General features: G+C 70.1%; 19 protein-coding genes. 13 read left to right on the top strand and 6 right to left on the bottom strand.

Features of this window, described 5'->3' with window-relative positions; all coding sequences use genetic code 11:
• The first annotated feature begins 17 nt into the window (after nt 1-17).
• The 7 genes from U5K29_09645 to U5K29_09615 are packed head-to-tail and all read left to right on the top strand — an operon-like array spanning nt 18 to nt 4,601.
• Nucleotides 18-443: an RpiB/LacA/LacB family sugar-phosphate isomerase gene (locus U5K29_09645; protein MDZ7678804.1), complete on the top strand. Its 426-nt coding sequence runs from the start codon at nt 18-20 to the stop codon at nt 441-443.
• Nucleotides 440-1,150: a ribonuclease HII gene (locus U5K29_09640; protein ID MDZ7678803.1), complete on the top strand. Its 711-nt coding sequence runs from the start codon at nt 440-442 to the stop codon at nt 1,148-1,150. The genes U5K29_09645 and U5K29_09640 overlap by 4 nt, the downstream gene beginning before the upstream one ends.
• Nucleotides 1,151-1,195: 45 nt before the next feature.
• Nucleotides 1,196-1,696: a hypothetical protein gene (locus U5K29_09635; GenBank protein MDZ7678802.1), complete on the top strand. Its 501-nt coding sequence runs from the start codon at nt 1,196-1,198 to the stop codon at nt 1,694-1,696.
• A 36-nt stretch (nt 1,697-1,732) separates the two neighbouring features.
• Nucleotides 1,733-2,062 carry a hypothetical protein gene (locus U5K29_09630; protein ID MDZ7678801.1) on the top strand — a complete coding sequence of 110 codons (330 nt, stop codon included), beginning with the start codon at nt 1,733-1,735 and terminating at the stop codon, nt 2,060-2,062.
• A 15-nt stretch (nt 2,063-2,077) separates the two neighbouring features.
• Nucleotides 2,078-2,230, top strand: coding sequence for a hypothetical protein (locus tag U5K29_09625; GenBank protein ID MDZ7678800.1), 153 nt, complete (start codon nt 2,078-2,080; stop codon nt 2,228-2,230).
• A gap of 38 nt (nt 2,231-2,268) precedes the next feature.
• Nucleotides 2,269-3,012, top strand: coding sequence for a hypothetical protein (locus U5K29_09620; protein MDZ7678799.1), 744 nt, complete (start codon nt 2,269-2,271; stop codon nt 3,010-3,012).
• A 14-nt stretch (nt 3,013-3,026) separates the two neighbouring features.
• Nucleotides 3,027-4,601, top strand: coding sequence for a DNA polymerase Y family protein (locus U5K29_09615; protein MDZ7678798.1), 1,575 nt, complete (start codon nt 3,027-3,029; stop codon nt 4,599-4,601).
• Between the two features lie 14 nt (nt 4,602-4,615).
• Here U5K29_09615 and U5K29_09610 read toward each other — a convergent pair whose 3' ends face one another.
• Complete coding sequence (locus U5K29_09610) at nt 4,616-5,521, bottom strand: LLM class flavin-dependent oxidoreductase (GenBank protein MDZ7678797.1); 906 nt, start codon at nt 5,519-5,521, stop codon at nt 4,616-4,618.
• A gap of 182 nt (nt 5,522-5,703) precedes the next feature.
• On the opposite strand from U5K29_09610, the gene U5K29_09605 reads away from it, so the two are divergent.
• The 4 genes from U5K29_09605 to U5K29_09590 all read left to right on the top strand — a co-directional run bounded on the left by U5K29_09605 (nt 5,704) and on the right by U5K29_09590 (nt 15,007).
• Entirely contained in the window at nt 5,704-7,059 is a 1,356-nt protein-coding gene (locus U5K29_09605) for an ATP-binding protein (protein ID MDZ7678796.1), read from the top strand.
• Between the two features lie 279 nt (nt 7,060-7,338).
• The gene (locus tag U5K29_09600; protein MDZ7678795.1) at nt 7,339-8,469 is read left to right on the top strand and encodes a hypothetical protein; all 1,131 of its coding nucleotides are present in this window, start codon (nt 7,339-7,341) and stop codon (nt 8,467-8,469) included.
• A 110-nt stretch (nt 8,470-8,579) separates the two neighbouring features.
• The gene (locus U5K29_09595) at nt 8,580-11,921 is read left to right on the top strand and encodes an error-prone DNA polymerase (GenBank protein ID MDZ7678794.1); all 3,342 of its coding nucleotides are present in this window, start codon (nt 8,580-8,582) and stop codon (nt 11,919-11,921) included.
• Between the two features lie 98 nt (nt 11,922-12,019).
• Nucleotides 12,020-15,007, top strand: a complete 2,988-nt coding sequence (locus tag U5K29_09590) for an EAL domain-containing protein (GenBank protein ID MDZ7678793.1) — start codon at nt 12,020-12,022, stop codon at nt 15,005-15,007.
• Here the strand turns inward: U5K29_09590 and U5K29_09585 are convergent.
• The 5 genes from U5K29_09585 to U5K29_09565 form a co-directional block, all read right to left on the bottom strand.
• Nucleotides 14,999-15,289: a hypothetical protein gene (locus tag U5K29_09585; protein MDZ7678792.1), complete on the bottom strand. Its 291-nt coding sequence runs from the start codon at nt 15,287-15,289 to the stop codon at nt 14,999-15,001. The two genes, U5K29_09590 and U5K29_09585, sit on opposite strands and share 9 nt — an antisense overlap.
• Nucleotides 15,290-15,313: 24 nt before the next feature.
• Nucleotides 15,314-17,713, bottom strand: coding sequence for an EAL domain-containing protein (locus tag U5K29_09580; protein MDZ7678791.1), 2,400 nt, complete (start codon nt 17,711-17,713; stop codon nt 15,314-15,316).
• A 158-nt stretch (nt 17,714-17,871) separates the two neighbouring features.
• Nucleotides 17,872-19,158 (bottom strand): UDP-N-acetylglucosamine 1-carboxyvinyltransferase, encoded by a 1,287-nt coding sequence (gene murA, locus U5K29_09575; protein ID MDZ7678790.1) that lies wholly within the window; start codon nt 19,156-19,158, stop codon nt 17,872-17,874.
• 74 nt (nt 19,159-19,232) lie between these two features.
• Nucleotides 19,233-20,225, bottom strand: a complete 993-nt coding sequence (locus tag U5K29_09570; GenBank protein MDZ7678789.1) for an SPFH domain-containing protein — start codon at nt 20,223-20,225, stop codon at nt 19,233-19,235.
• A gap of 121 nt (nt 20,226-20,346) precedes the next feature.
• Nucleotides 20,347-20,844, bottom strand: coding sequence for an NfeD family protein (locus tag U5K29_09565; protein ID MDZ7678788.1), 498 nt, complete (start codon nt 20,842-20,844; stop codon nt 20,347-20,349).
• Between the two features lie 132 nt (nt 20,845-20,976).
• On the opposite strand from U5K29_09565, the gene mca reads away from it, so the two are divergent.
• A complete protein-coding gene (mca, locus tag U5K29_09560; protein ID MDZ7678787.1) occupies nt 20,977-21,852 on the top strand; it encodes a mycothiol conjugate amidase Mca in 876 nt (291 codons plus the stop codon).
• A complete protein-coding gene (locus U5K29_09555; protein MDZ7678786.1) occupies nt 21,849-22,223 on the top strand; it encodes a hypothetical protein in 375 nt (124 codons plus the stop codon). The genes mca and U5K29_09555 overlap by 4 nt, the downstream gene beginning before the upstream one ends.
• Nucleotide 22,224: the final 1 nt, after the last annotated feature.

Below are 22,224 nucleotides of genomic sequence, written 5' to 3'. Positions count from 1 at the left end.
TAGGCTCGGGTGCCGAGATGCAGATCGCGTTCGGAACCGACGAAACCACCTCGCTCACCGCGGCGATCACCCAGCGCCTCGTCGCCGCCGGCCACGACGTGACCGTGATCGCAGAGGACGATCCGTGGCCCGAGGTGGGTCGCCGCGTCGGCGAGGCGGTGGCCGACGGACGCGCCGATCGCGGGGTCGTCTGCTGTTGGACCGGCACCGGTGTGTCGATCGCGGCCAACAAGGTTGCCGGTGTGCGGGCCGCGCTGTGCACCGACGCCGAGACCGCGAGGGGTGCCCGCCGGTGGAACGACGCCAACGTGTTGGCCATGGGCCTGCGGCTCACCTCTGAGGAGGTCGCGGCCGAGATGCTCGACGCCTTCCTCTCCGCCGATCCCGATGCCGACGAGCTCGACACCATCGCGACCGTCGAACCCGAGGCCCGCGACCGGTGAACGCCACGACCACCGCGCCACGCCTGCGGCGGGCACTCAAGACCACGGGACCCACCCTGATGGTCGAGCGCGAGCTGTGGGCCGAGGGCCACCGGGTGGTGGTCGGTGTCGACGAGGTCGGGCGGGGCGCGTGGGCCGGTCCCCTCACCGTCGGTGCCGCGGTCGTGCCCGGCGACCGGCGGGTGTACAAGGTGAGGGACTCCAAGATGCTCACCGAACCCGAGCGTGAGGCGCTGTTCGACCGCATCGCCGGTTGGTGTGTGGCCTGGTCGGTCGGCCACGCCACCCACGACGAGTGCGACGAGCTCGGGATGTCCGAGGCGCAGCGATTGGCGGCGCGGCGGGCGATCGAGGGACTCGGTGTCACACCCGATCAGGTGCTCATCGACGGCAACTGGGACTTCATCGGCGGTGGCAACACCCGCAAGATCGTGAAGGGCGACGCCACCTGCCTCTCCATCGCCTCGGCGTCGATCCTGGCCAAGGTCACCCGCGACCGGATGATGCGGGCCCAGGCGGTCGAGTTCCCTGGCTTCGACTTCGAGGCCAACAAGGGCTACCCGTGCCCTCGCCACAAGCTGGCCCTCGCCGGCTACGGCCCCACCTCGATCCACCGACGCAGCTGGGTGTTCATGGACCACATGCCCTGGACCGGGGTGCCGCGCTACGTCGCCCCCGACCCCCAGGGCTCGCTGTTCGACCCCTGACACCTCGACTACCACCCGGCGGGGCGGGGGCGATACCGTCCGGTCATGTCGCTCGCGTCATCGCCTCCGGTACCGGGCTGGTGGCACCGCACCTGGCCCGTCGTCGCCTTGGGCGTGCTCAGCGTGGCGATGTGGACCGGTCGGATCCGCAACATCGTGGGCGACGAGACCCTGACCGGCGCCGCTCGAGGGATCCGCTTGGCGTTGGCCGTGTCGTTCATCACCGCCGGTGCCCTCGTCCTGGCCGCCTGCTGGGCGGGTCGGCGTCGCCCCAACTGGCGTGAGTCCGCTCGTTGGGAGCGCGGAGGCTGGCGGGTGGGTCCCGGTCTGTCGAGCTGGGGCGTGTCCGCCACCACGCTGCTGTGCGGGTGGACCGTCATCGTGTGGACCATCCGAGGGGTGGGGATCCTGCTCGACCCCAACCACGATGTGGGGTTCAAGCTGGTGCACACCGCGCTGATGATCGGTTCCCTGGTCGTGGCCGGCATCGCGGCATGGGGGCTGCGGCGGACCTGGCCGGTCGCTCCTCCATCCCGGGTGGGTTAGTCGGAACCAGGACCGGCCCGCTACGATCCGGCCACCATGGGTCAGCCGATCACCGCCGTCACGACCAGCTCCTCCCGGCCAGGCACGGTGCGGTTCGAGATCAACCGCAGCCTCACCGGGATGGGACACGAGCGCTACCTCGCCAGGATCCCCGTCGAGGACGACCGGCCACCGGACATCCTGGCTCGCGCCCTGTTCGAGCACGGCGGGGTCTCGGCGATCCACATCTACGCCAACATGATCACCCTCGAGCTCGAGGACGGCGCCGACCTCGATGGACTGCGCGAGATCGTCGAGCAGCTCTACATCTACTACCGGCCAGGGGTCGAGGTCGAGATCCCCGAGTCGGCTTCCTCCGAGGGCTGAGGTCGATACGAGGCGATGCGACAACGGGGCGCTCGCCTCCGGCGACGGTTCGCCGATGTCGAGGTCCGATCGGGGCTCGCCCTGACGCTGGGGCTGGTCCTCGCTGCGGTGATGGTGGTGGTGGCCCTCGTCGCGACGCTGGTCGCCGTGGTGGTGCTGGTCACCTGACGCTTGCACAGTATCGAACATCTGTTCGATACTGTGGCATGGCAGTCGCCGAGGGGGCCCAGGCCCGAGCAGCGTTGCGGTCGCTCGACGAGCGGTTCCGCCCGGTCACCATGGCCACCCGTCAGCTCCTTCCCGTGCTGGCCCCCCTCGAGCCGCTGTTCGCCGCCGGTGGGCTGGGTCGGGGCAGCATCGTGGCCGTCGATGGTGACGTGGCCACGTCGTTGGCCTTGGCGGTGGCCGCCGAGTCATCCGGGCTGGGCTCGTGGGTGGTGATGGTGGGGATGCCGTCGGTGGGCCTGGTCGCCGCGTCCGAGCTGGGGGTGGCGCTCGACCGCACGGCGCTGGTCGAGCCCCGGCCCGGCACCTGGGCGGCCACGGTCGCGGCGCTGGTCGACTCGGTCGACGTGGTGCTGTTCGGCCCCGCCCGGGTCCGGCCCACCGATGCTCGCCGTCTGGCGGCCAGGGCTCGCGAACGGGGAGCGGTCCTGATGCCGGTGGCGGCCGGTTGGCCCGAAGCTCCCGACGTCGTGCTCACCGCCGGCCACGGTCGCTGGGAGGGTCTCGGTGCCGGTCACGGCCATCTGCAGGCCCGCCGGGTCCGGGTCACCGCCACCGGGCGGCGTGAGGCGGCCCGCTCCCGCTCGGTCGAGCTCTGGTTGCCGGGCCCGGACGGGGGCGTCGCCACCTTCGACCATCCCACCGCCCGGTCCGAACCCCATGTCCGTTCCGAACCTCCTGCCGGCACCGACGCGGGGCCGGCCCGTCTGCGTCCGGTGGGGTGATGGCTCCGCCATCGGTGCGTACCACGGTCGTGTGGTGCCCCGACTGGCCGGTCGTCGCCACGGGGGCCCCGTCGGATCAGCCGGTGGGGGTGGTGCACGCCAACCGGCTCGTCGCCACATCACCGCCAGCTCGAGCCGAGGGGGTGCGGCGAGGACAGCGGCGCCGCGAGGCCCAGGCCCGCTGTCCCGATCTGGTTCTGTTCGACCACGATCCGGCCCGCGATGCCCGGACGTTCGAACCGGTGGTCGCCGCGATCGAGACGGTCACCCCACTCATCGAGGTCACCCGCCCCGGCCTGTGCGCGTTCGCCACCCGGGGGCCTTCGCGCTACCACGGGGGCGACGCAGCGATGATGGCGCTGGTCGAGGCAACTGCAGCTGCGGCGTTCGACTCAGACGACGGTCGGCGGATCGACGTGCGGGTCGGCACCGCCGACGGTCCCTTCGCCGCCGCGCTGGCCGCCCGTCGCCGCGACCCCGCTCACCGGTTGATCGCGACGGGTGAGACCCCCGACTTCCTCGCTGGCTTGCCGATCTCGACCCTCGACGCGCCCGAGCTGGTCGATGTCCTCGAACGTCTGGGCATCGGCACCCTCGGCCGCTTCGCCGCCCTGCCCCGTGCCGACGTGGCCGCCCGGTTCGGTCCATCCGGCGATCACGCGCACCGGTTGGCCTCCGGGCTCGATCCCCGACCGCCCGACGCTCGGCCCGTCCCACCGAACATCGAGGTCGCAACCGAGCTCGATCCGCCGGCCGAGCGGGTCGACCAGGCGGCGTTCGTGGCCAAGGCGCTGGCCGATCGGTTGCACGAGCGGCTCGACGCCGTGGGCCTCGGGTGTTCGATGCTGACCATCGCCGCCGAGACCGAGCACGGCGAGCGGCTCGAGCGCCAGTGGCGTCACGAAGGAACCTTGTCGCCCGGCGCGATCGCCGACCGGGTCCGGTGGCAGCTCGATGGCTGGTTGTCGGGATCCGCGGTCACCCGCCCCACCGGCGGCATCGCCCGTCTGGCCTTGCTGCCCGACGAGGTCCGGGCGGCATCGGGTCGCCAGCTCGGGTTCTGGGGAGGGCAGTCGGCGGCCACCGAACGGGCGGCGCGCGCCCTCGCCCGGTTGCAGGCGACGTTGGGCTCCGGTGCGGTGGTGGTCCCCGAGTTGCGCGGCGGTCGCGATCCGTCGAGTCAGGTGATGCTGGTGCCCGTCGAGGCGGTCGAGCTGACCGAGCGACGCGCGGTCGGCGCTGTCGGTGACCCCACCGGCGCCGTGGCTCCATGGCCGGGGCGGTTGCCGTCACCGTCGCCGTCGACCGTGTTGGCCGAAGCCGTTCGGGTCGAGGTGCTCGACCACCACGGCCGCCGGGTGGGGGTCGATGGACGGGGCACGCCCACTGCGGCGCCCCGACAGGTGGTGGTCGGCGGCGCACCGGCCGAGATCGTGGCGTGGGCGGGGCCGTGGCCGGTCGACGAGCGCTGGTGGGACCCTGGGTCGCGCCGACGGCGGGCCCGGTTCCAGATGGTGACCGACGATGGCGCCGCTCGGCTGCTGGTGCTCGAAGGCGGCAGCTGGTGGATCGCCGCCGTCTACGACTGAACCAAGCGTCCGCGTCAGGAGTAGGCCGCGAGCACCTCTTCGAAGGCCACGAACTGGCCGCCCGTGGTCGACGACGGCACCAGCACCGGGGTGGTGACGCCCGCGTCGAACCACGCCTCGACCCGTTCGCGCACCTGTGCCGCGGGACCCGAGATGGTGCAGTCGTCGAGCCAGCGGTCGGACATGAGAGCAAAGACGGCGTCGCGGTCGCGCTGTTCGAGGGCAGCCTCGATGGCTTCCATCTCCTCGACGTAGCCGGCCGCCTTCCAGTAGTTGCGGTAGTTCGGTAGTCGCAGGTACATCCACATGGTCTGTCGGTTCACGGCCCGGGCCGCGTCGATGTCGTCGTCGATCACGGTCGGCACCAGGTTGGCGACGAAGAAGCCGGCGTCGCGTCGCTCGGTGGGGATGCGGGCCAGGGAGTGGGCCATGTGGCTGAGCGACCCGTTTGCCCACATCGCCCCGTCGGCGATCTCGACCGCCAGGTCGAGCATCTTGTCCCGCAGGGTGGCGAGCACGATCGGTGGCAGCTCGCCCGCTTGGCGTTCGGCGGCCCTGAGTCCCTCGACGTAGCTGCGCATGTCCGCCAGCGGGGTGCCGGTCTCGATGCCCATGCGGGCCAGAGCAGGCTCGTGGCTCACGCCCAGACCGAGGCGGAACCGTCCGCCGGAGAGCTCGTGGATGGTGCCGGCGTGGGTGGCCAGCTCGGAGGGGACTCGCATGTAGATCGGTTGGATGGCGGTGGCGAGCTCGATCGTGGAGGTCGCCTGGGCCAGTGCCTGGCAGAGGCCCATGGCATCGCCGAAGCTGGCGGCGTAGATCCCGCTGAACCCTCGGTGCTCGACCTCCTGGGCCACCTCGATGGCTCGTTGCTTCTTGCCGGGGACAGCGGTCAGACAGACAGCGGGCATGCGGGTCATCGGTGCGCTCCTCCAGTGGGTCTCGACACCGTGACACTAGGTGCCGTGACCGCGGTTCGGTCACCCGTGCCGGTGAAGGCTCATCCCGCCCGGTCCGGTGCCGATCGCGCCCACTGATCGAGTGCGGCCCGACCCCAGCGCCGTGTCAAGGACGACACCGGAGACCGATCAGTGTGACCGACATGGACGATGGACTCGTCGACGAGGTGGTGCAGGAGTTCCTCGCCGAGGCCCACGACAGCCTCGATCGACTCGATCTCGATCTGCTCGCGCTGGAGGAGCGTCCCTCGACCGAGTTGCTCGGTTCGATCTTCCGGGCGGTGCACAGCATCAAGGGAACGTGTGGCTTCTTCGGCTACGACCTGCTCGGGTCGGTTGGTCACGCGGCGGAGAACCTGTTGAGCCTGCTACGCGACGAGCACCTCGCGGTGACCGATGAGGTCACCGCAGCACTGCTGTCCACGGTCGACGCGATGCGAGACATCCTGCTCGTGATCGCGGCCACCGGATCCGACGACGAAGCCGGGGACCACGAGGAGCTCATCGCGGAGCTGATCCGGTTGCAGGATGGTCCACCTCCGAGCCGTCCGGTACGTCTCGGCGATCTGCTCGTCGAGCAGGGCCTGGTCAGCGCGGAGGCCGTCGAGCTTGCCGTCACCGAACAGGCGCTCGGCGACCGGCGGCCGCTCGGGGAGATCCTTGTTGCCCTCGGCGTGATCGACGACGCCACCGTCGAGGCCGCCTTGCACGCCCAGAGCGAGGTCCGAGGGGTCGCCTCCGCCGCATCCACGGTCCGGGTCGACGTTCGGTTGCTCGACGAGCTCCTGGGGCTCGTCGGCGAGCTGGGGTCGGTGAGCGAGGACCTGAGACGTCTCGGGCCCGACAGTGCTCGACAAGGGCTCGCCGATCCGGTGGAGCGGCTCGAGCGGATCGGCTCCGAGCTGGGACAGAAGGTGATGAGCGCCAGGATGCAGCCCATCGGGGTCCTCTGGAAGCGGTTCCCCCGTGTGGTGCGGGACCTCGCCCGCTCGCTTTCCAAGGAGGTCCGGGTCGAGATGGACGGAGCCGACGTCGAGGTCGACAAGGCGGTCGTCGAGGCGATCAAGGATCCCCTCGCGCACCTGGTGCGCAACGCGGTGGACCATGGCATCGAGGACCGGTCCGCCCGAGCAGCCGCCGGAAAGCCGATCGAGGGTCGACTCTGGTTGCGGGCTTACCACGAAACTGGGCAGGTGGTCATCGAGATCGCCGACGATGGGAGGGGCATCGATGCGCGCCGGATTCGTGACGAAGCGATCGAGCGGGGGAGCATCACTCGCTCACAGGGCGAGAGCATGACCCCACAGGAGCTGGTCAAGCTCGTCTTCCTGCCCGGCCTGACCACCACCTCGCAGGTCACCAGCCTCTCGGGTCGCGGCGTCGGCATGGACGTGGTCAAGACCAACATCGCGCGGATCGGTGGCACGCTCGACATCGCCACGGCGCCGGGTCGGGGCACCACCGTCAGGGTGACCATCCCTCACCCGAAGGAGCCCTGACGGTCGGGGGCCGTCCCGGGCCACCTTGTTGACGCCATGGTGTCAGTAGAAGCCGGTCAACAGTGCCTCTTGTCACCAACGCCTCGTCGTGTTACCGTCGCGTCACGTTGGCTGTGGAGGAGCGATCCTCCTCGGTCGGCGGTGGGGGCCAGCGAGTCGTGCCGCCCGGGTGTCGCCGACGCGACGCGCGGGGGTGCTGGCTCGTCGCGCCCCGAGCTCGGGACCTTCCCGACCTGCCCGTGTGGGCACCAGTACAGCCAAGCGAAGGGGAACCACTCGATGACCACTCAACACCGGAGGCGTTCGGCGCTTCTCGTGACCCTCACCCTGCTGGCGGCGAGCCTGTTCTTCGCGCCGTCGGCGGTGGAGGCCCAGACCAATCCCTACGAACGGGGACCCGATCCCACCTCGTCGTCGATCGAGAGCTCGGGACCGTACTCGGTCTCGACGAGCGGCGTGTCGTCGTTCGTCAGCGGGTTCGGTGGAGGCACCGTCTACTACCCGACCGGCACCAGCGAGACCTTCGGCGGGATCGTGGCGTCGCCGGGCTACACCGCTGGCTCGTCGACTCTGAGCTGGTACGGCCGGCGCCTGGCGTCGCACGGGTTCGTGGTGCTGGTGATCGACACCAACAGCGCGTTCGACTTCCCCAACAGCCGTGGCGACCAGCTGCTGGCGGCCGCCGACTGGTTGAGCTCGAGCTCGCCTCCCTCTGCGGTGCAGGCCCGTCTCGACAGCAGCCGCATGGCGGTGTCGGGCCACTCCATGGGAGGCGGCGGTTCGCTGGCGGCCTCCGACGACCGTCCCTCGCTGGAGGCCTCGGTCCCGCTGACGGCCTGGCACACGACCAAGACCTGGTCGAGCATCACCGTCCCGCAGCTCATCGTCGGCGCCGAGAACGACTCGATCGCTTCGGTGAGCTCGCACTCGATCCCGTTCTATGAGGGCTTGCCCGACTCCACTCCGAAGATGTATGTCGAGCTCGACGGAGCGGGTCACGGCGCTCCCAACATCACCAACGCCGACATCTCGGCGGTGAGCGTGTCGTGGTTCAAGCGCTGGGTCGACGACGACTCCCGCTACAACACGTTCCTGTGCGGCGACGAGGCCCCGACCGCGGGTGGCTTCGGCGCCTCGTTCAGCGACGTCCGCGACAACTGCGACACCGGTTGGGGAACCGGCGGTGACGATGGCGACGACGGCGACGACGGCGACGACGACGGCGACGACGGCTTGGTCTGCATCACGTCGAGCAACGCGGCTCATGTCGACAACGACCGTGCCGTGTCGATCTGGGGCTTTGTCTATGCCCGTGGCTCCGGCGACTACCTGGGCTGGAACAGCTCGTTCTCGTTCAGTTCGCTGCAGCAGACCGGAACCAACTCCTGGACCGAGGTCGACAGCTGCTGATCTGAGGGGAGGCAGTTCGAGGGGGTGGGCCCCGGTCTCGCGGCCGGGGCCCACCCGCGCCCGGACCGAGCGGCGTAGGTCGAACAACTGTTCGATAGCCTGGGCTCCCTATGGGATGGCGCAACCCTCCGGTTCGATGGTCGGTGCTCGAGCAGCGCCTGTCGGGCAGCGCCCGAGGCGACCACCCCTTCCCCGGTGACGGCGCCGACAGCCCGGCCTGGTCGCGCACACGTGGGCCCTACACCCCGCCCGCCCAGGTCCGGCGCCGGCCGGGTTCGGTGCCCTATGCCGAGCTGCACTGCCACTCCAACTTCAGCTTTCTCGACGGAGCCTCACACCCCGAGGAGTTGGTGGAGCACGCCGCGGAGCTCGGGCTCGCGGCCCTCGCGCTCACCGACCACGACGGCTTCTACGGGGTGGTCCGCTTCGCCGAGGCCGCCCGGGTCCACGGCCTCCCCACCGTGTTCGGGGCCGAGCTCACGCTGGGCGCCGTCGCGCCACCGGCCGGCCACGCCGATCCCGATGGCGACCACCTCGTGGTGCTGGCTCGCGACCCCACTGGCTACGCCCGGCTGTCTGCGGCCATCAGCGACGCCCAGTTGGAAGGGGAGAAGGGAGCGCCCCGACTCGACCTCGACGCCCTGGCAGGGCTGGCTGGTCCGCCCGGGCACTGGGCGGTGCTCACCGGGTGCCGCAAGGGAGCGGTCAACCGGGCGTTGATGGCCGAGGGCCCGACCGGGGCCCGGCGCGAGCTGCAGCGGTTGGTCGAGCGCTTCGGGACCGACCACGTCTTCGTCGAGCTGTGGGATCACGGCGATCCCCTCGACTCGGCCCGCAACGACGCGTTGGCCTCCCTGGCGATGTCGCTCGGGGTCGAGCCGGTGGCCACCAACAACGTCCACTACGCCAGCCCCGCCCGTCGGCCGCTCGCCACCGCGCTCGCCGCGGTGCGGTCCCGACGCTCGCTCGACGACGTCGACGGCTGGCTCCCGGCCGGTCCGTGCGCCCATCTGCGGTCGGGCACCGAACAAGCCCGACGCTTCGCCCGGTATCCCGGTGTGGTCGAGCGGGCCGCACAGCTGGGGTTGGCGTGCGCGTTCGACCTGGCCCTCGTGGCACCCGAGCTGCCGCCGTTCCCCTGCCCGGCCGGGTTCGACGAGATGTCCCATCTCCGGCACCTCACCGAACAGGGCGCCACCTCGAGGTATGGCTCCCGCCATGACGAACGGGTGCCGGGAGCGTGGGCTCAGATCGACCACGAGCTGAGCGTCATCGACCAGTTGGGGTTCCCCGGCTACTTCCTCATCGTCTGGGACCTGGTCCAGTTCTGCCACCGCCAGAACATCCTCTGCCAGGGACGGGGCTCGGCGGCCAACTCGGCGGTCTGCTTCGCCCTCGGCATCACCAACGCCGATGCGGTCTCGCTCGGGTTGCTGTTCGAGCGATTCCTCTCGTCCGAGCGCGACGGCCCTCCCGACATCGACATCGACATCGAGAGCGATCGGCGCGAAGAGGTCATCCAGTACGTCTACGAACGGCACGGTCGCCGCCACGCTGCCCAGGTGGCCAACGTCATCACCTACCGGGCCAAGTCCGCGGTGCGCGACATGGCCAAGGCGCTCGGCCACGCGCCGGGCCAGCAGGACGCCTGGAGCAAGGAGGTCGACCGTTGGGGTCCGGTGTCGGCCACCGCGGCCCGACCGGACTCCTCCATCCCGCCGTCGGTGCTCGAGCTCGCCGGAGCGGTCGAGCACTTCCCCCGCCATCTCGGCATCCACTCCGGGGGCATGGTGATCTGCGACCGGCCGGTGGTCGAGGTGTGCCCGGTCGAGTGGGCCCGCATGGACGGCCGCACCGTGCTGCAGTGGGACAAGGACGACTGCGCGGCCACCGGCCTGGTCAAGTTCGACCTGCTCGGACTCGGCATGCTCACCGCCCTGCACCTCACCATCGACCTGGTGCGCGACCACCAGGGCATCGACATCGACCTGGCCTCGTTGCCCCAGGACCCCGAGGTCTACGACATGCTGTGCCGGGCCGACTCCATCGGGGTCTTCCAGGTCGAGAGCCGGGCCCAGATGGCCACGCTGCCACGGTTGCGTCCCCGCACGTTCTATGACCTGGTGGTCGAGGTCGCGCTCATCCGTCCCGGGCCGATCCAGGGCGGGTCGGTGCACCCCTACATCCGGCGCCGCAACGGCCAGGAGCCGGTCACCTACCTTCATCCGCTGCTCGAGCGGTCGCTGGCCAAGACCCTCGGTGTGCCGCTGTTCCAGGAGCAGCTCATGGCGATGGCCATCGACGTGGCCGGCTTCAGCCCGGCCGAGGCCGATCAGCTCCGCCAGGCCATGGGAGCCAAGCGCAGCGCCGAGCGCATGGAACGCCTCCGTCGGCGCCTCTTCGATGGCATGGGCGCCCGGGGCATCACCGGCGAGGTGGCCGATGCCATCTACGACAAGCTGGCGGCCTTCGCCAACTTCGGGTTCCCCGAGAGCCACTCGGTGTCGTTCGCCTACCTGGTCTATGCCAGCTCGTGGTGCAAGCGCTACCACCCGGCGGCGTTCTGCGCGGGGCTCCTCGGCGCCCAACCCATGGGGTTCTACTCGCCGCACTCGCTGGTCCAGGATGCCCGCCGTCACGGAGTCCCGGTGGCCACCCCCGACATCAATGCGTCGGGGGTGCATGCCACCCTCGAAGGATCTGCCGGCACGCCGCCACCGTCGGGTGCCCCGCCGTCGGAGTGGGGGGTGGGAGGACCGACGGTACGGCTGGGGCTGTCGTCGATCCGTGGGGTCGGAACCGATCTGGCCGAACGCATCGTGGACGGTGCTCCCTACCGTTCGCCCGAGGACCTGGCCCGGCGGGTCCGGCCACCAGCCCCCGTGCTCGAGGCGCTCGCCACCGCAGGGGCCTTCGACGGCTTCGGACTCGACCGTCGCTCGGCGCTGTGGGCCGCGGGTGCGGTCGCGGTGGCGCGCGACGATCGCCTCGAGGGCATGCTCACCGGGGTCGAGGCACCGCCGTTGCCCGGTATGAGCGACCACGAGCTGGCCATGGCCGACCTGTGGGCCACCGGCGTGTCACCCGATGGGCACCCCACCCGGTTCGTCCGGGATCATCTCGCCGGCCTGGGGGTGGTCACCGCCGCCGACCTGGTCGGTCTCGATCACGGCACCAAGGTCCTGGTGGGCGGTGTGGTGACCCACCGGCAACGGCCGGCCACCGCCTCGGGCACCACCTTCGTCAACCTCGAGGACGAGACCGGCCTGGTGAACGTGGTGGTGTCGATGGGGTGCTGGAGCCGGTACCGGCGGGTGGCTCGGGGGGCCCCGGCGCTGATGGTGCACGGTCGTCTCGAACGTGGCGACGGCGGGGTGGTCAACGTCATCGCCGAGCGGATCGAGCCGCTGCCGTTGGCCGCCCGCACCCGCCCGTCCAGGGACTTTCGGTGACCTTCGGCGTCGACTGCACCCCGTGGTTCACACTCATCTGGGTCCCCCAGGTGCCGACGGTTGCACCAGATCTCCGCTCACGGCTCCTGGAGCTGACGATGACCCTGGCCTCAGCGGCCGACCACCCGAACGAACCGGTGTACGACGCGGCGTTCCTTCGCCGGGTCATCGACGCGACCAGCGACGGCATCGCCGTGCACCGCGCGGTCCGCGACGGTTCGGGCCAGATCATCGACTTCGAGATGGTCTTCGTCAACGAGGTGCTCCTGGGGATGTTCCCACCCGGCAGCGGAGACTGGGTCGGTCGCCGGCTCCGCGAGCACCTGCCGGCCACGGTGGAGGATGGCCGCTACCAGCTCCTGGAAGAGGCCGTGACCTCCGGCAAGCCCCAGGCCACCGAGGTGCAAGCCACGTTCCTGCGCGGCACCACGCACCGGCTCGCGTTGTCGGCCATCCCAAGGGGAGATCAGGTGGTGGTGTCGTTGCGCGATGTCACGCGCGAGCACGAGGCGCTCACCGCCTTGGCCGAGAGCGAGGGTCGCTACCGGGACCTGGTCGAACACCAGGCCGAGCTGGTGTGCCGGTTCCTCCCGGACTCGACGCTCCTCTTCGCCAACGAGGCGTTCGCCCACTACCACGGCCACGAGCCCGACCAGCTGGTCGGCAAGCGGATGCTCGACCTGCTGCCCGAGCCGCGTCGTGAGCCGGCCGCGGTCACCATCGCGTCGCTGACCCCCGAACACCCGCTGGTGATCGACGAGGGGTTCCTCTACGACACCGAGGGCAACCAACGGTGGCAACAGTGGAGCACCTCGGCGGTGGTCGAGGACGGTCGGGTCACCCAGATCCAGGCGGTCGGCATCGACATCACCGACCGCAAGCGTGCCGAGGTGGCGGTCGAAGAGCGGTCCGAGGTGCTGGCGCTGGTCACCCAGGTCAGTCAGCGCTTCATCGAGATACCGCCCGATGAGGTGGACTCGGGCATCGAGGCCGCCCTCAGTTCTCTCGGCCAGGCGATGGGGGCCGACCGTGCCTATGTGACCCAGTACCGTCCCGATGGGGTGCTGCTCGACATGACCCACGAGTGGACGGCCCCGGGAGTCCCGGCGGCTCGGCCGTCGGTGGTGGCGTTCCCCGACACCACCATGCCCCGGGTCCGCGAGGCGCTGTCCGGCGGCGAGACCGTTCGCATCAGCTCGGTCGAGACGCTCGGGTCGGGATGGGAAGCCGAGCAAGCTGTCTGGGAGGCCACCGGCGTCGAGTCGACGATGGTCATGCCCCTGGTCGACGGTGGGCGCCTCATCGGATCGGTGGGGTTCGACGTGTGTGGCCGAGCCCGCTCCTGGTCCGATCAGGAGGCAACGGTGCTGGGCTCGGCTGCCGTGTCGTTCGGCCAGGTGATCGCCCGGCGTGATGCCGAGATCGAGGTCCGCCGTTCCGAACGACGGTTCCGGGCGCTCGTCGAGGGGATCCCCGATCTGTTGGTCCGTGTCGATTCCGAGGGCGTGGTGCTCGACTGGCGCCCCTCGGCGGAGGACCCCACCTTCCTGTCGGCCGATGCCGCGTCGGGTCGGTTGCTCGCCGAGGTGTTTCCCGAGCTGGTCCGACCGGTGGAACAGGCGTTGCATCGTGGTGAGGCCGGCACCAGCCGGATCGAGGCCGTGGAGGAATCACGGGGCGGGCACACGAGGTCGTACGAGGCCAGGGTCACCGTGGCCGGCAACGAAGCGATCGTGGTGGTGCGCGACGTCACCGAGCAGCAGCGTCTGCAGACGTCGCTGATCCATCAGGCCACCCACGACGCCCTCACCGGGCTCGCCAACCGGCGACTGTTCTCCGAGCACCTCGACGACGCGCTGCGCCACGGGACACGAAGCGGGGCGTTTCCCGCCGTGCTGTTCATCGACCTCGACCAGTTCAAGGTGCTCAACGACAGCCAGGGTCACGACGTGGGCGATGCCGTGCTGCAGGCTGCGGCTGATCGGTTGACGAGGTCGGTGCGGCCGGGCGACGTGGTGGCACGCCTGGGTGGTGACGAGTTCGCCGTGTTGTCCCACCGGATCTCGTCGGCGGCCGATGCGTTGTCGCTTGCCGAGCGGGTGGTGGCCGCGACCTCTGAGCCGGTGCAGGTCGACGGGGAGGATGTGGTCATCACCTCCAGCATCGGTGTGGTGGTGGCGGTCACCGACAGCACGGTGGCCTCGGTACTGCGCGACGCCGACGCGGCCATGTACCACGCCAAAGCCATGGGTCGCCGCCGGGTCGAGCTCTTCACCGACGAGATCCGCCAGGCGGCCCTGGCCCGCCACCAGGTGGAACACGACCTGCGGCGGGCATTCGACTCCGATGAGCTCGAGCTCTTCTACCAGCCACTGTGGTCACTGGTCGAGGGCGGGTGGGTCGGTGTCGAGGCGCTGATCCGGTGGAACCATCCGGTGCGAGGCCGGCTCGCACCAGACCAGTTCCTGTCGGTGGCCGAGGACGCCGGGCTCATGTCCAGGCTCGGGGCATGGGTGCTCGACCGGGCGTGCCACGATGCTCGCCGGTGGTTGGTCCACCGCCACGCCGGTGTCCGGGTGTGGGTGAACCTGGCGGCCGACCAGCTCATGTCGCCGACCTTGGTCGGCGACGTCATGGCGGCCCTCGACGCGTACCAGCTGCCGCCTGATGCCATGGGGGTCGAGGTCACCGAGACAGCGGTCGTCGGCGACATCGCACAGGCCCGCGCCACCCTGGCCGAGCTCCGTCGACGCGGGGTGAAGGTCGCCTTGGACGACTTCGGCACCGGCCTGTCCTCGCTGACCCACCTCGACGCGTTGCCGCTCGATGTGGTCAAGCTCGATGGCGCGTTCGTGGGTGGGGCGGCGTCGGAGGGGCGCCAGCGCGACCTGGTCGACGGGATCGTGGCCCTCGTCAAGCGCCTGGGTCTGGAGGTCCTGGCTGAACGGGTCGAGGCTCAGGCCGACCTCGACGCGCTCAGCGCGCTCGGGGTCGACTCGCTGCAGGGCTACTTCCTCGGACGCCCCATGCGGGTGTCGGAGCTGCCGTCGTTCCTGTCCTCGGTCACCGCCGCCACCTCAGCGTAGGACTTGGGCGAGGCGCCCGAGCATCTCGGCGATGGCGGTGTGGGCGGCCGGCTCCCCGTGTTCGGACGAGCGGTCGTTGATCTGCTCACCGAGTAGCCGGAGGGTCGTCGCCACCGCTTCGCACTCGCTGTGGGTGACCGCGTCGCGGTCGCTGCGCAGCTGTGGGACGAGCTGTTCGAGCTGCAGGGCCAGCGCGGCCTCGGCCTCGACGGGATCGAGGCGCCCCTCGAGCACCGCCTTGGCGGTCTCGGTCGCGAACCGGACGCGGTCACTCGGGTGCATCGCGTCCCGTCGGAGACGTGGGGATCATGGACCGACGACGTCGGCGTCGACCGAGATCGGCCTGGTGGACACCGCGCTGGCGACGTCCGGACGGGCGAACAGGAACCCTTGAGCCTGGTCGCACCCCAGCTCGTCGAGGATCAGGAGCTGTTGCTCGTTCTCGACGCCCTCGGCGACCACGGTGAGTCCCAGGGAGTGGGCGAGGTCGATGATGCCCCGGGTGATGGCACGGTCCTGGGGATCGTGGGCGATCGCGGTGATGAAGCTCTGGTCGATCTTGACGACGTCGACGGGAAGGCGGGTGAGGTAGGTCAGCGACGAGTATCCGGTGCCGAAGTCGTCGACTGCGATCCGCACGCCCAGTGCCTTCAAGGCACGCACCGCCTCGGTAGCCCGGTCGAGGTCGATCATCAGCGCGCTCTCGGTGATCTCCAGGCAGAGCTTGGCCGGGTCGGCCCCCGAACGCGCGATGATGAGCGCCATGTCCTCGGCCAGATCGGGGAGGCACAACTGACGGGCCGAGAGGTTCACCGCGACGCACAGGTTCCAGGTGTCGGCTCGCCGTTCCCAGTCGACCAGCTGCCGGCACGCTTGTTCGAGGACCCACCGCCCCACGTGGTCGATGAGGTCGGTCTGCTCGGCGATGGGGATGAACTCGCTCGGCCGGATCATGCCGCGGGTCGGGTGGTTCCAGCGGACCAGCGCCTCGACACCCGAGGTCGCGCCGGTGGAGAGGTCGACGGTGGGCTGGTAGTGCACCCGCAGCTCACCGGCGGGAACGGCGCGACGTAGTTCGCTCTCGGTCTCGAGGCGGTTCACCGCCCGCACACGGTGGGTCTCATCGAACAGCGCGTAGCCACCACGTCCGCGGTCCTTGGCCTGGTAGAGGGCGATGTCGGCGTCGCGAAGGAGCGAGGCGGCGGTGTCCTCAGCCGACGACGGGCCGGCGACGCCGATGCTGGCCGTGACGTGGATCGCCCGGCCGGCGATCTCGATGGGGACGTAGAGCGCCTCGGCGATGCGGCTGGCGATGGAGTCGATCCGTTCGATCGAGCCCGCGTCGTCGCAGAGCAGTGCGAACTCGTCGCCACCGAGTCGGGCGATCATGTCTCCGGGCCGGACGGTGTCGCGGACCCGGTTCGTGACCTCGATGAGCAGCGCGTCGCCGAGCTCGTGGCCGAGCGAGTCGTTGATGACCTTGAAGTGGTCGAGGTCGATGACGAAGACGCCGACGTCGGACGCGTGGGGGCCCAAGCGTTCGATGGTGCGCTGCAGGCGGTGGACGAACAGGGTGCGGTTGGGGAGCCCGGTGAGCGCGTCGTGAAAGGCGCGGTGCAGCGTCTCCTCCTCGGCGCGTCGGCGGTCCAGCGCCAAGCCGAGGGCGTTGGCGATCGATTGCACGAAGACGGTGTCGTCGGGAGTGAAGATCCGGCGTTGCGCGGAGTGGACCGACAGCGCGCCGTAGGGCTGTCCGGGGCCGGTGACGGGGACCGACAGCATGCTGTGGGGGCCGCCTGTCCGCAGGTGAGGAGGGACGTCGAAGCGCGGGTCGATCAACACGTCGTCGACCACGACGGTCTTGCGTTCGGTGATGGCCAGCACCTCGGGGAGCGACTCGTCCGAGTCCACGGTGATGAGCCCGGCGAGGTCGCGGGTTGGACCGAGGGACGTCTCGAGCAGCAGCAGGCCTTCGTTGGCGACGTGGCGGTAGAGCTCGACCCCGTCGACGTGCAGGGTCTTGGCCAAGATGGACACCGCTTCGAGTGCGAGACGGGCCGGGTCGGCGCCCTCGAGCGCACGGCGCCCGAGCTGGGCGACCCCTGCCTGCTGCTCGACGCTGGCGGCGAGCTCCTTGGTCGCCGCCAGTTGGGGCGAGATGTCACGTGCGGTCAGGACCAGCCCCTGCACCGCCGGGTCATCGAGGCGGTTGCTGATGGCCAGTTCGATGTCGAGCCAGCGGTCGTCGCCGGCATGGATCCGGGTCCGGAGCCCGGTGAGGCGGTTGAGTCCCTGCGAGGCCACTGAGCCGATGGCGTCGATCACCCGGGCCTGGTCCTCGGGGTCGATGTCTTCGCCCACCAACCTGCCGACGAGCGATTCCTCGGTCCGGCCGAGGATCTCGATCGCTGTGGGGCCGAGATCGAGGTAGCGGCCGTCCGCGTCGAGGATCGCGACCGCCGCGTCGGATTCCTCGAGCAGTGAGACCAGCTTGAGCCGGTCGTGCTGCAGCTGGCGCAGCGCGGCGTCGGTCCCGCGTCGGTAGGTGTGTCCGGCGGCGAGCCCGATCGTGGCCATGGCGGCGGCCACGGCTGGTGCGACGAGGCGTCCGGGGCCCGACAACACCGCCGCGGTGGCTGCAGCGAGCGGGCCCGACACGATGGCCACCGCGACGAGCAGCCTGGTGCGGCTCGACTCGATCTGCATGCTGGCACTCCCCCCATATCGCTCACAGCGGCTGGACCCCGTTCCATCGGCAGCCGGTGCCTGAGTTCAAGCCCCGGTGTGCACAGGAACGGGGTCGAGGTGTTGGACTGTAGTGGTGTCGCCCCGGTGGTCGTCCACCCGACCCGAGGCGTCGGGGCTCAGGCGGGCACGCGCTCGATGTGGGCCCCCAGGTCGCGCAGCTTGTCGTCGATGCGTTCGTAGCCGCGGTCGATCTGGCCGATGTTGGCGATCGACGAGGGTCCTTCGGCGCACAGCGCGGCCATGAGCAGGGCCATCCCGGCGCGGATGTCCGGAGACTGCAGGCGTGCGCCCCGGAGGCTGGAGGGGCCGGTGACCACGGCGCGATGCGGGTCGGCGACGATGATCCGGGCGCCCATCTCGATCAGGCGGTCGGTGAAGTAGAGACGGCTCTCGAACATCCATTGATGCATGAGCACCGTGCCCGATGCCTGGGTGGCCACCACCAGGGCGATGGACATGAGGTCGGCGGGGAATCCGGGCCATGGGGCCTCGTGGAGGCGGGGGATCTTGCCACCGAAGTCCTCCTGGATGTGCAGGCTCTGGTGGCCGGGAACGATGACCTCGTCGGCGTCGGTGGTGACCTCCACACCGAGGACGGCGAACTTGGCGACGATCATGCGCAGGTCGGCGTGGCGCACCGGTCCGATCCGCAAGTCGCCGTCGGTGACCGCGCCCAAGCCGATGAAGGACCCGACCTCCATGTAGTCGGGAGCAATGGTGGCTTCGGTCCCAGAGAGCGTGTCGACGCCGTCGATCATCAACAGGTTCGATCCGATGCCCCCGATCGATGCCCCCATCTGGACCAGCATCTCGCACAGGTCCTGGACGTGGGGCTCGGAGGCGGCGTTGCGGATGAGGGTGGTGCCCTTGGCCAGCACCGCGGCCATGACGGCGTTCTCGGTCGCCATCACCGAGGCTTCGTCGAGCAGGATGTCGGTGCCGGTCAGGCGGCCGTTGCTGGTGAGGTGGTGCTCGGCGCCACGGTCGGTTAGCTCGGCGCCGAGCGCGGCGAAGGCGTGCCAGTGCGGATCGTTGCGCCGTCGTCCGATGGTGTCGCCGCCGGGGGGAGGCATGGTGACCTCGCCGAAGCGGGCGAGGAGCGGGCCGGCCAGCAGCAGCGACGCTCGGATGCGGGTGCACAGCTCGGGGTCGAGCGGTTGCGGGGTCGCCCCGCTCGGGTCGATGGTGACCCTGCCGTCGGGGTGGTGGGACACCTCGGCGCCGAGACCGCTGATGAGTCGCAGCATGGTGCGGACATCGCCGATGTCGGGAACGTTGGTGAGGGTGGTGGGACCGTCCCCGAGCAGTGAGGCTGCGAGCATCGGGAGAGCGGCGTTCTTGTTGCCGGCCGGCCGTACGGTTCCCGACAGGGGCCGTCCACCGATGATCTCGAATCGCTCCATCGGAGGCGAGCCTACTTGCGCCCCGGGAGGGGGCGGAGATGCGGGCGATCCGGCCCCCGTAGCGGGCGTCGGGTTCAGATGGGCGTGGACGGACCGCCGACGGCCGGAGCGTCGTCGTCGGAATCGCCGTCGCCGGCCCGGAACAGCTCGCCGATGCCGGCGACCGCACCTGCCATGCCGGACATGTCGGCGGGAAGGAAGATCTTGGTGGCTTGGCCGTTGGCGATGCGGCCGAGGGCTTCGAGGTACTTGATGGCCAGCAGATCGGTGGTGGGGTTGCCGTCGTGGATGGCGTGGTACACCGACCGGATGGCTTCGGCCTCACCTTCGGCGACGGTGAGCTGGCGGAACTTCTCGGCGTCGGCGATCGAGCGGATGGCCTCGGCCTGACCCTCGGCCTCGAGCACCTGACTGGCTTTGACGCCCTCGGCCTGGAGGATGTCGGAGGCCTTCTGGCCCTCGGCCCTGGTGATGGCGGCGGTGCGTTCGCCCTCGGCCTGGGTCACCACGGCCCGGCGGGTGCGTTCGGCTCGCATCTGCTCGTGCATGGCGTTCATGACGTCGGGCGGTGGGTCGATGCGCTGGATCTCGACGCGGACGACGCGGACACCCCAGCTGTCGGTGGCGTCGTCGAGGATCTCGCGAAGGTTGATGTTGACCTTGTCCCGCGAGGTGAGTGCCTCGTCGAGGCTCATGTCGCCGATGACGTTGCGCAGGTTGGTCTGGGCCAGCTTGGTGACCGCCATGAGGAAGTTGGCGACGTTGTACATGAGCCGCTTCGGGTCGGTGGGCTCGTAGTACACGACGGCATCGACGGTGACCGACACGTTGTCGGAGGTGATGACCTCCTGGGGAGGCACATCGACCACCTGCTCGCGCATGTCGACCAGCCGCATGCGCTGGACGAACGGGATGATGATGCGCAGACCCGAATCGCAGGTCTCCTTGTAGCGCCCGAGCTGTTCGACGATGCCCTTCTGGTGTTCGCGGACGATGCGGATGCCGGCGGCGGCGTAGATGACGAGGAACGCCACCAGCACGATGAGCACAGCGATGAGGACTTGCACGCAGGATCTCCTTCTGCGGAACGGACCGCCTGATGGGCACGCCGGTGATCGTCGGGCCCCGTCGCCGATGTTGGCACATCGTCGGGCACCGTGCTCGTGGATGTGGAGCCCGGGGGCGAGGTCAGGACGAGGGGTCGCCGGGTGGGTCGGATCCGTCGCTGTTCGGCAGCTCGACGGGGAACACCACCACTCGGGTGCCGCGGACCTCGACCACCTTCACTCGGGCGCCTTCTTCGATGGTGCCACCCTCGAGGCCCTGGGCCCGCCACTCCTGACGGTCGAGGCGGACGAGGCCGATGCCACCGTCGGCGGAGATCGCTTCGATCACCCGGCCCTGGGCGCCGATGAGTCGCCGGGCGCCGATGCCGTCGATCTGTTGGGGCTCGGTGTTGAGGCGGTGCGCCAGGGGGCGCATGGCGAGAAAGGAGCCGCCGGACACGGCGATGAACAGCACGAGCTGCACCGCCAGGCTGACGCCGATTGCGGCGCCGCCGAAGGCGGCCAGGGCCCCCACTGCGAACGGGAGCATGAAGAACGAGCCGGCGGCCATGATCTCGCCGATGCCGAGCACCGCCGCCACGACGATCCAGATGAGCATCCAGATGCCGGTGTCGTCCATGGTCTGCCTCGCTCTCGCCTTGTGTCCGGCAATGAGCCGGGCGCTGCCGAGGCCACTGTAGTGCCGGTCCTCGTGGTGGTCTTCGGTCGTCGTCCGCGGCCGATGTCGGCGCCGTCTTGGTAGCGTCGATCCATGGCCCGGCCCGTCATCCTCACCGTCCACGCCCATCCCGATGACGAAGCGTCCAAGGGGGCGCCCACCATCGCCAAGTACCGGTCCATGGGGGCGCACACCGTCCTGGTGTGCTGCACCGGTGGCGAGGAGGGCTCCATCCTCAATCCGGCCATGGACACCCCCGAGATCCGTGCCGACGTCGCTGCGGTGCGCCAGGCCGAGCTCGACCTGGCGGCGAGCGTGATCGGCTACGAGGTCGTCGAACGTCTTGGCTACCGCGACTCGGGCATGCCCGAGGCTCCGTCCAACGACCACCCCGACTCGTTCTGGCAGGCCGACTTCGACGACGCGGTCGAGAAGCTGGTGAGGGTGATCCGCCGCGAGCGGCCTCACGTGGTCGTCACCTACTCCGACGACCAACGGGGGTATCAGCACCCCGACCATCTGAAGGTGCACGACATCACGGTGCCGGCCTTCGATCGGGCCGCCGATCCCGAGTGGCGTCCCGACGCGGGACCGCCGTGGCAGCCGCTGAAGCTCTACTACACGACCTGGTCGCGGGCCCGCATGGTGGCCATGCACGAGAAGTTCCTCGAGCTGGGGATGGAGTCGCCCTTCGGAGAGCGTCTGGTCAAGCGTCCGGACAACGACCACCGCATCACCACCCAGGTGCCCATCGACGGGTTCCAGCACGCTCGCACCGAGGGCCTGCTGGCCCATGCCACCCAGGTCGACCCGACGTCGCCGTTCTGGTTCGGGTTGCCGGCCGAGGAGGCCAACAGCGTCCACCCCTTCGACGACTACATCCTGGCCCGCTCGTTGGTCGACACCGAGGTGCCCGAGTCCGATCTGTTCACCGGCGTCGACGACCTCGAGTGGCAGGAGGCCGAGTGAGCGACCTGTCCGATCCCGAACGGCTGGCGTCGGTCAACGCGCTGCTGGGCGACCTACCCGGCGGCCCCGGCGGGTCGGGAGTGGTCGAGGTCGTGGTCACCGGCGACGGCTCGCAGCGCCTCGCCCTCCTGTGGGTGGTCGAGCACGGGCGGCTGGTGGCGGTTGAGCCGTCGGCGGACTCGGGTCGCACCGCCGAGGTCTCGATCCCACAGGGCCAGGTCGATCTCGGGGCGCTGCTTGCCGGCGACTTCGATTCTGCGGTGGCCTACATGCGCGGCGATCTCAAACCCTCGGGCAGCGCTGGTGCGTTCTTCGCGTGGCTGTCGGCGTTGGCGCGCCCCGAGTGCCGGCGGGTTCTGGCCCGGGCCTGAG

The organism is Acidimicrobiales bacterium (genome assembly GCA_034521975.1).
Classification (GTDB): Bacteria; Actinomycetota; Acidimicrobiia; order Acidimicrobiales; family SKKL01; genus SKKL01.
The sequence above is the reverse complement of the archived record's forward strand: the minus strand, read 5'-3'. Positions and strand labels throughout refer to the sequence as shown.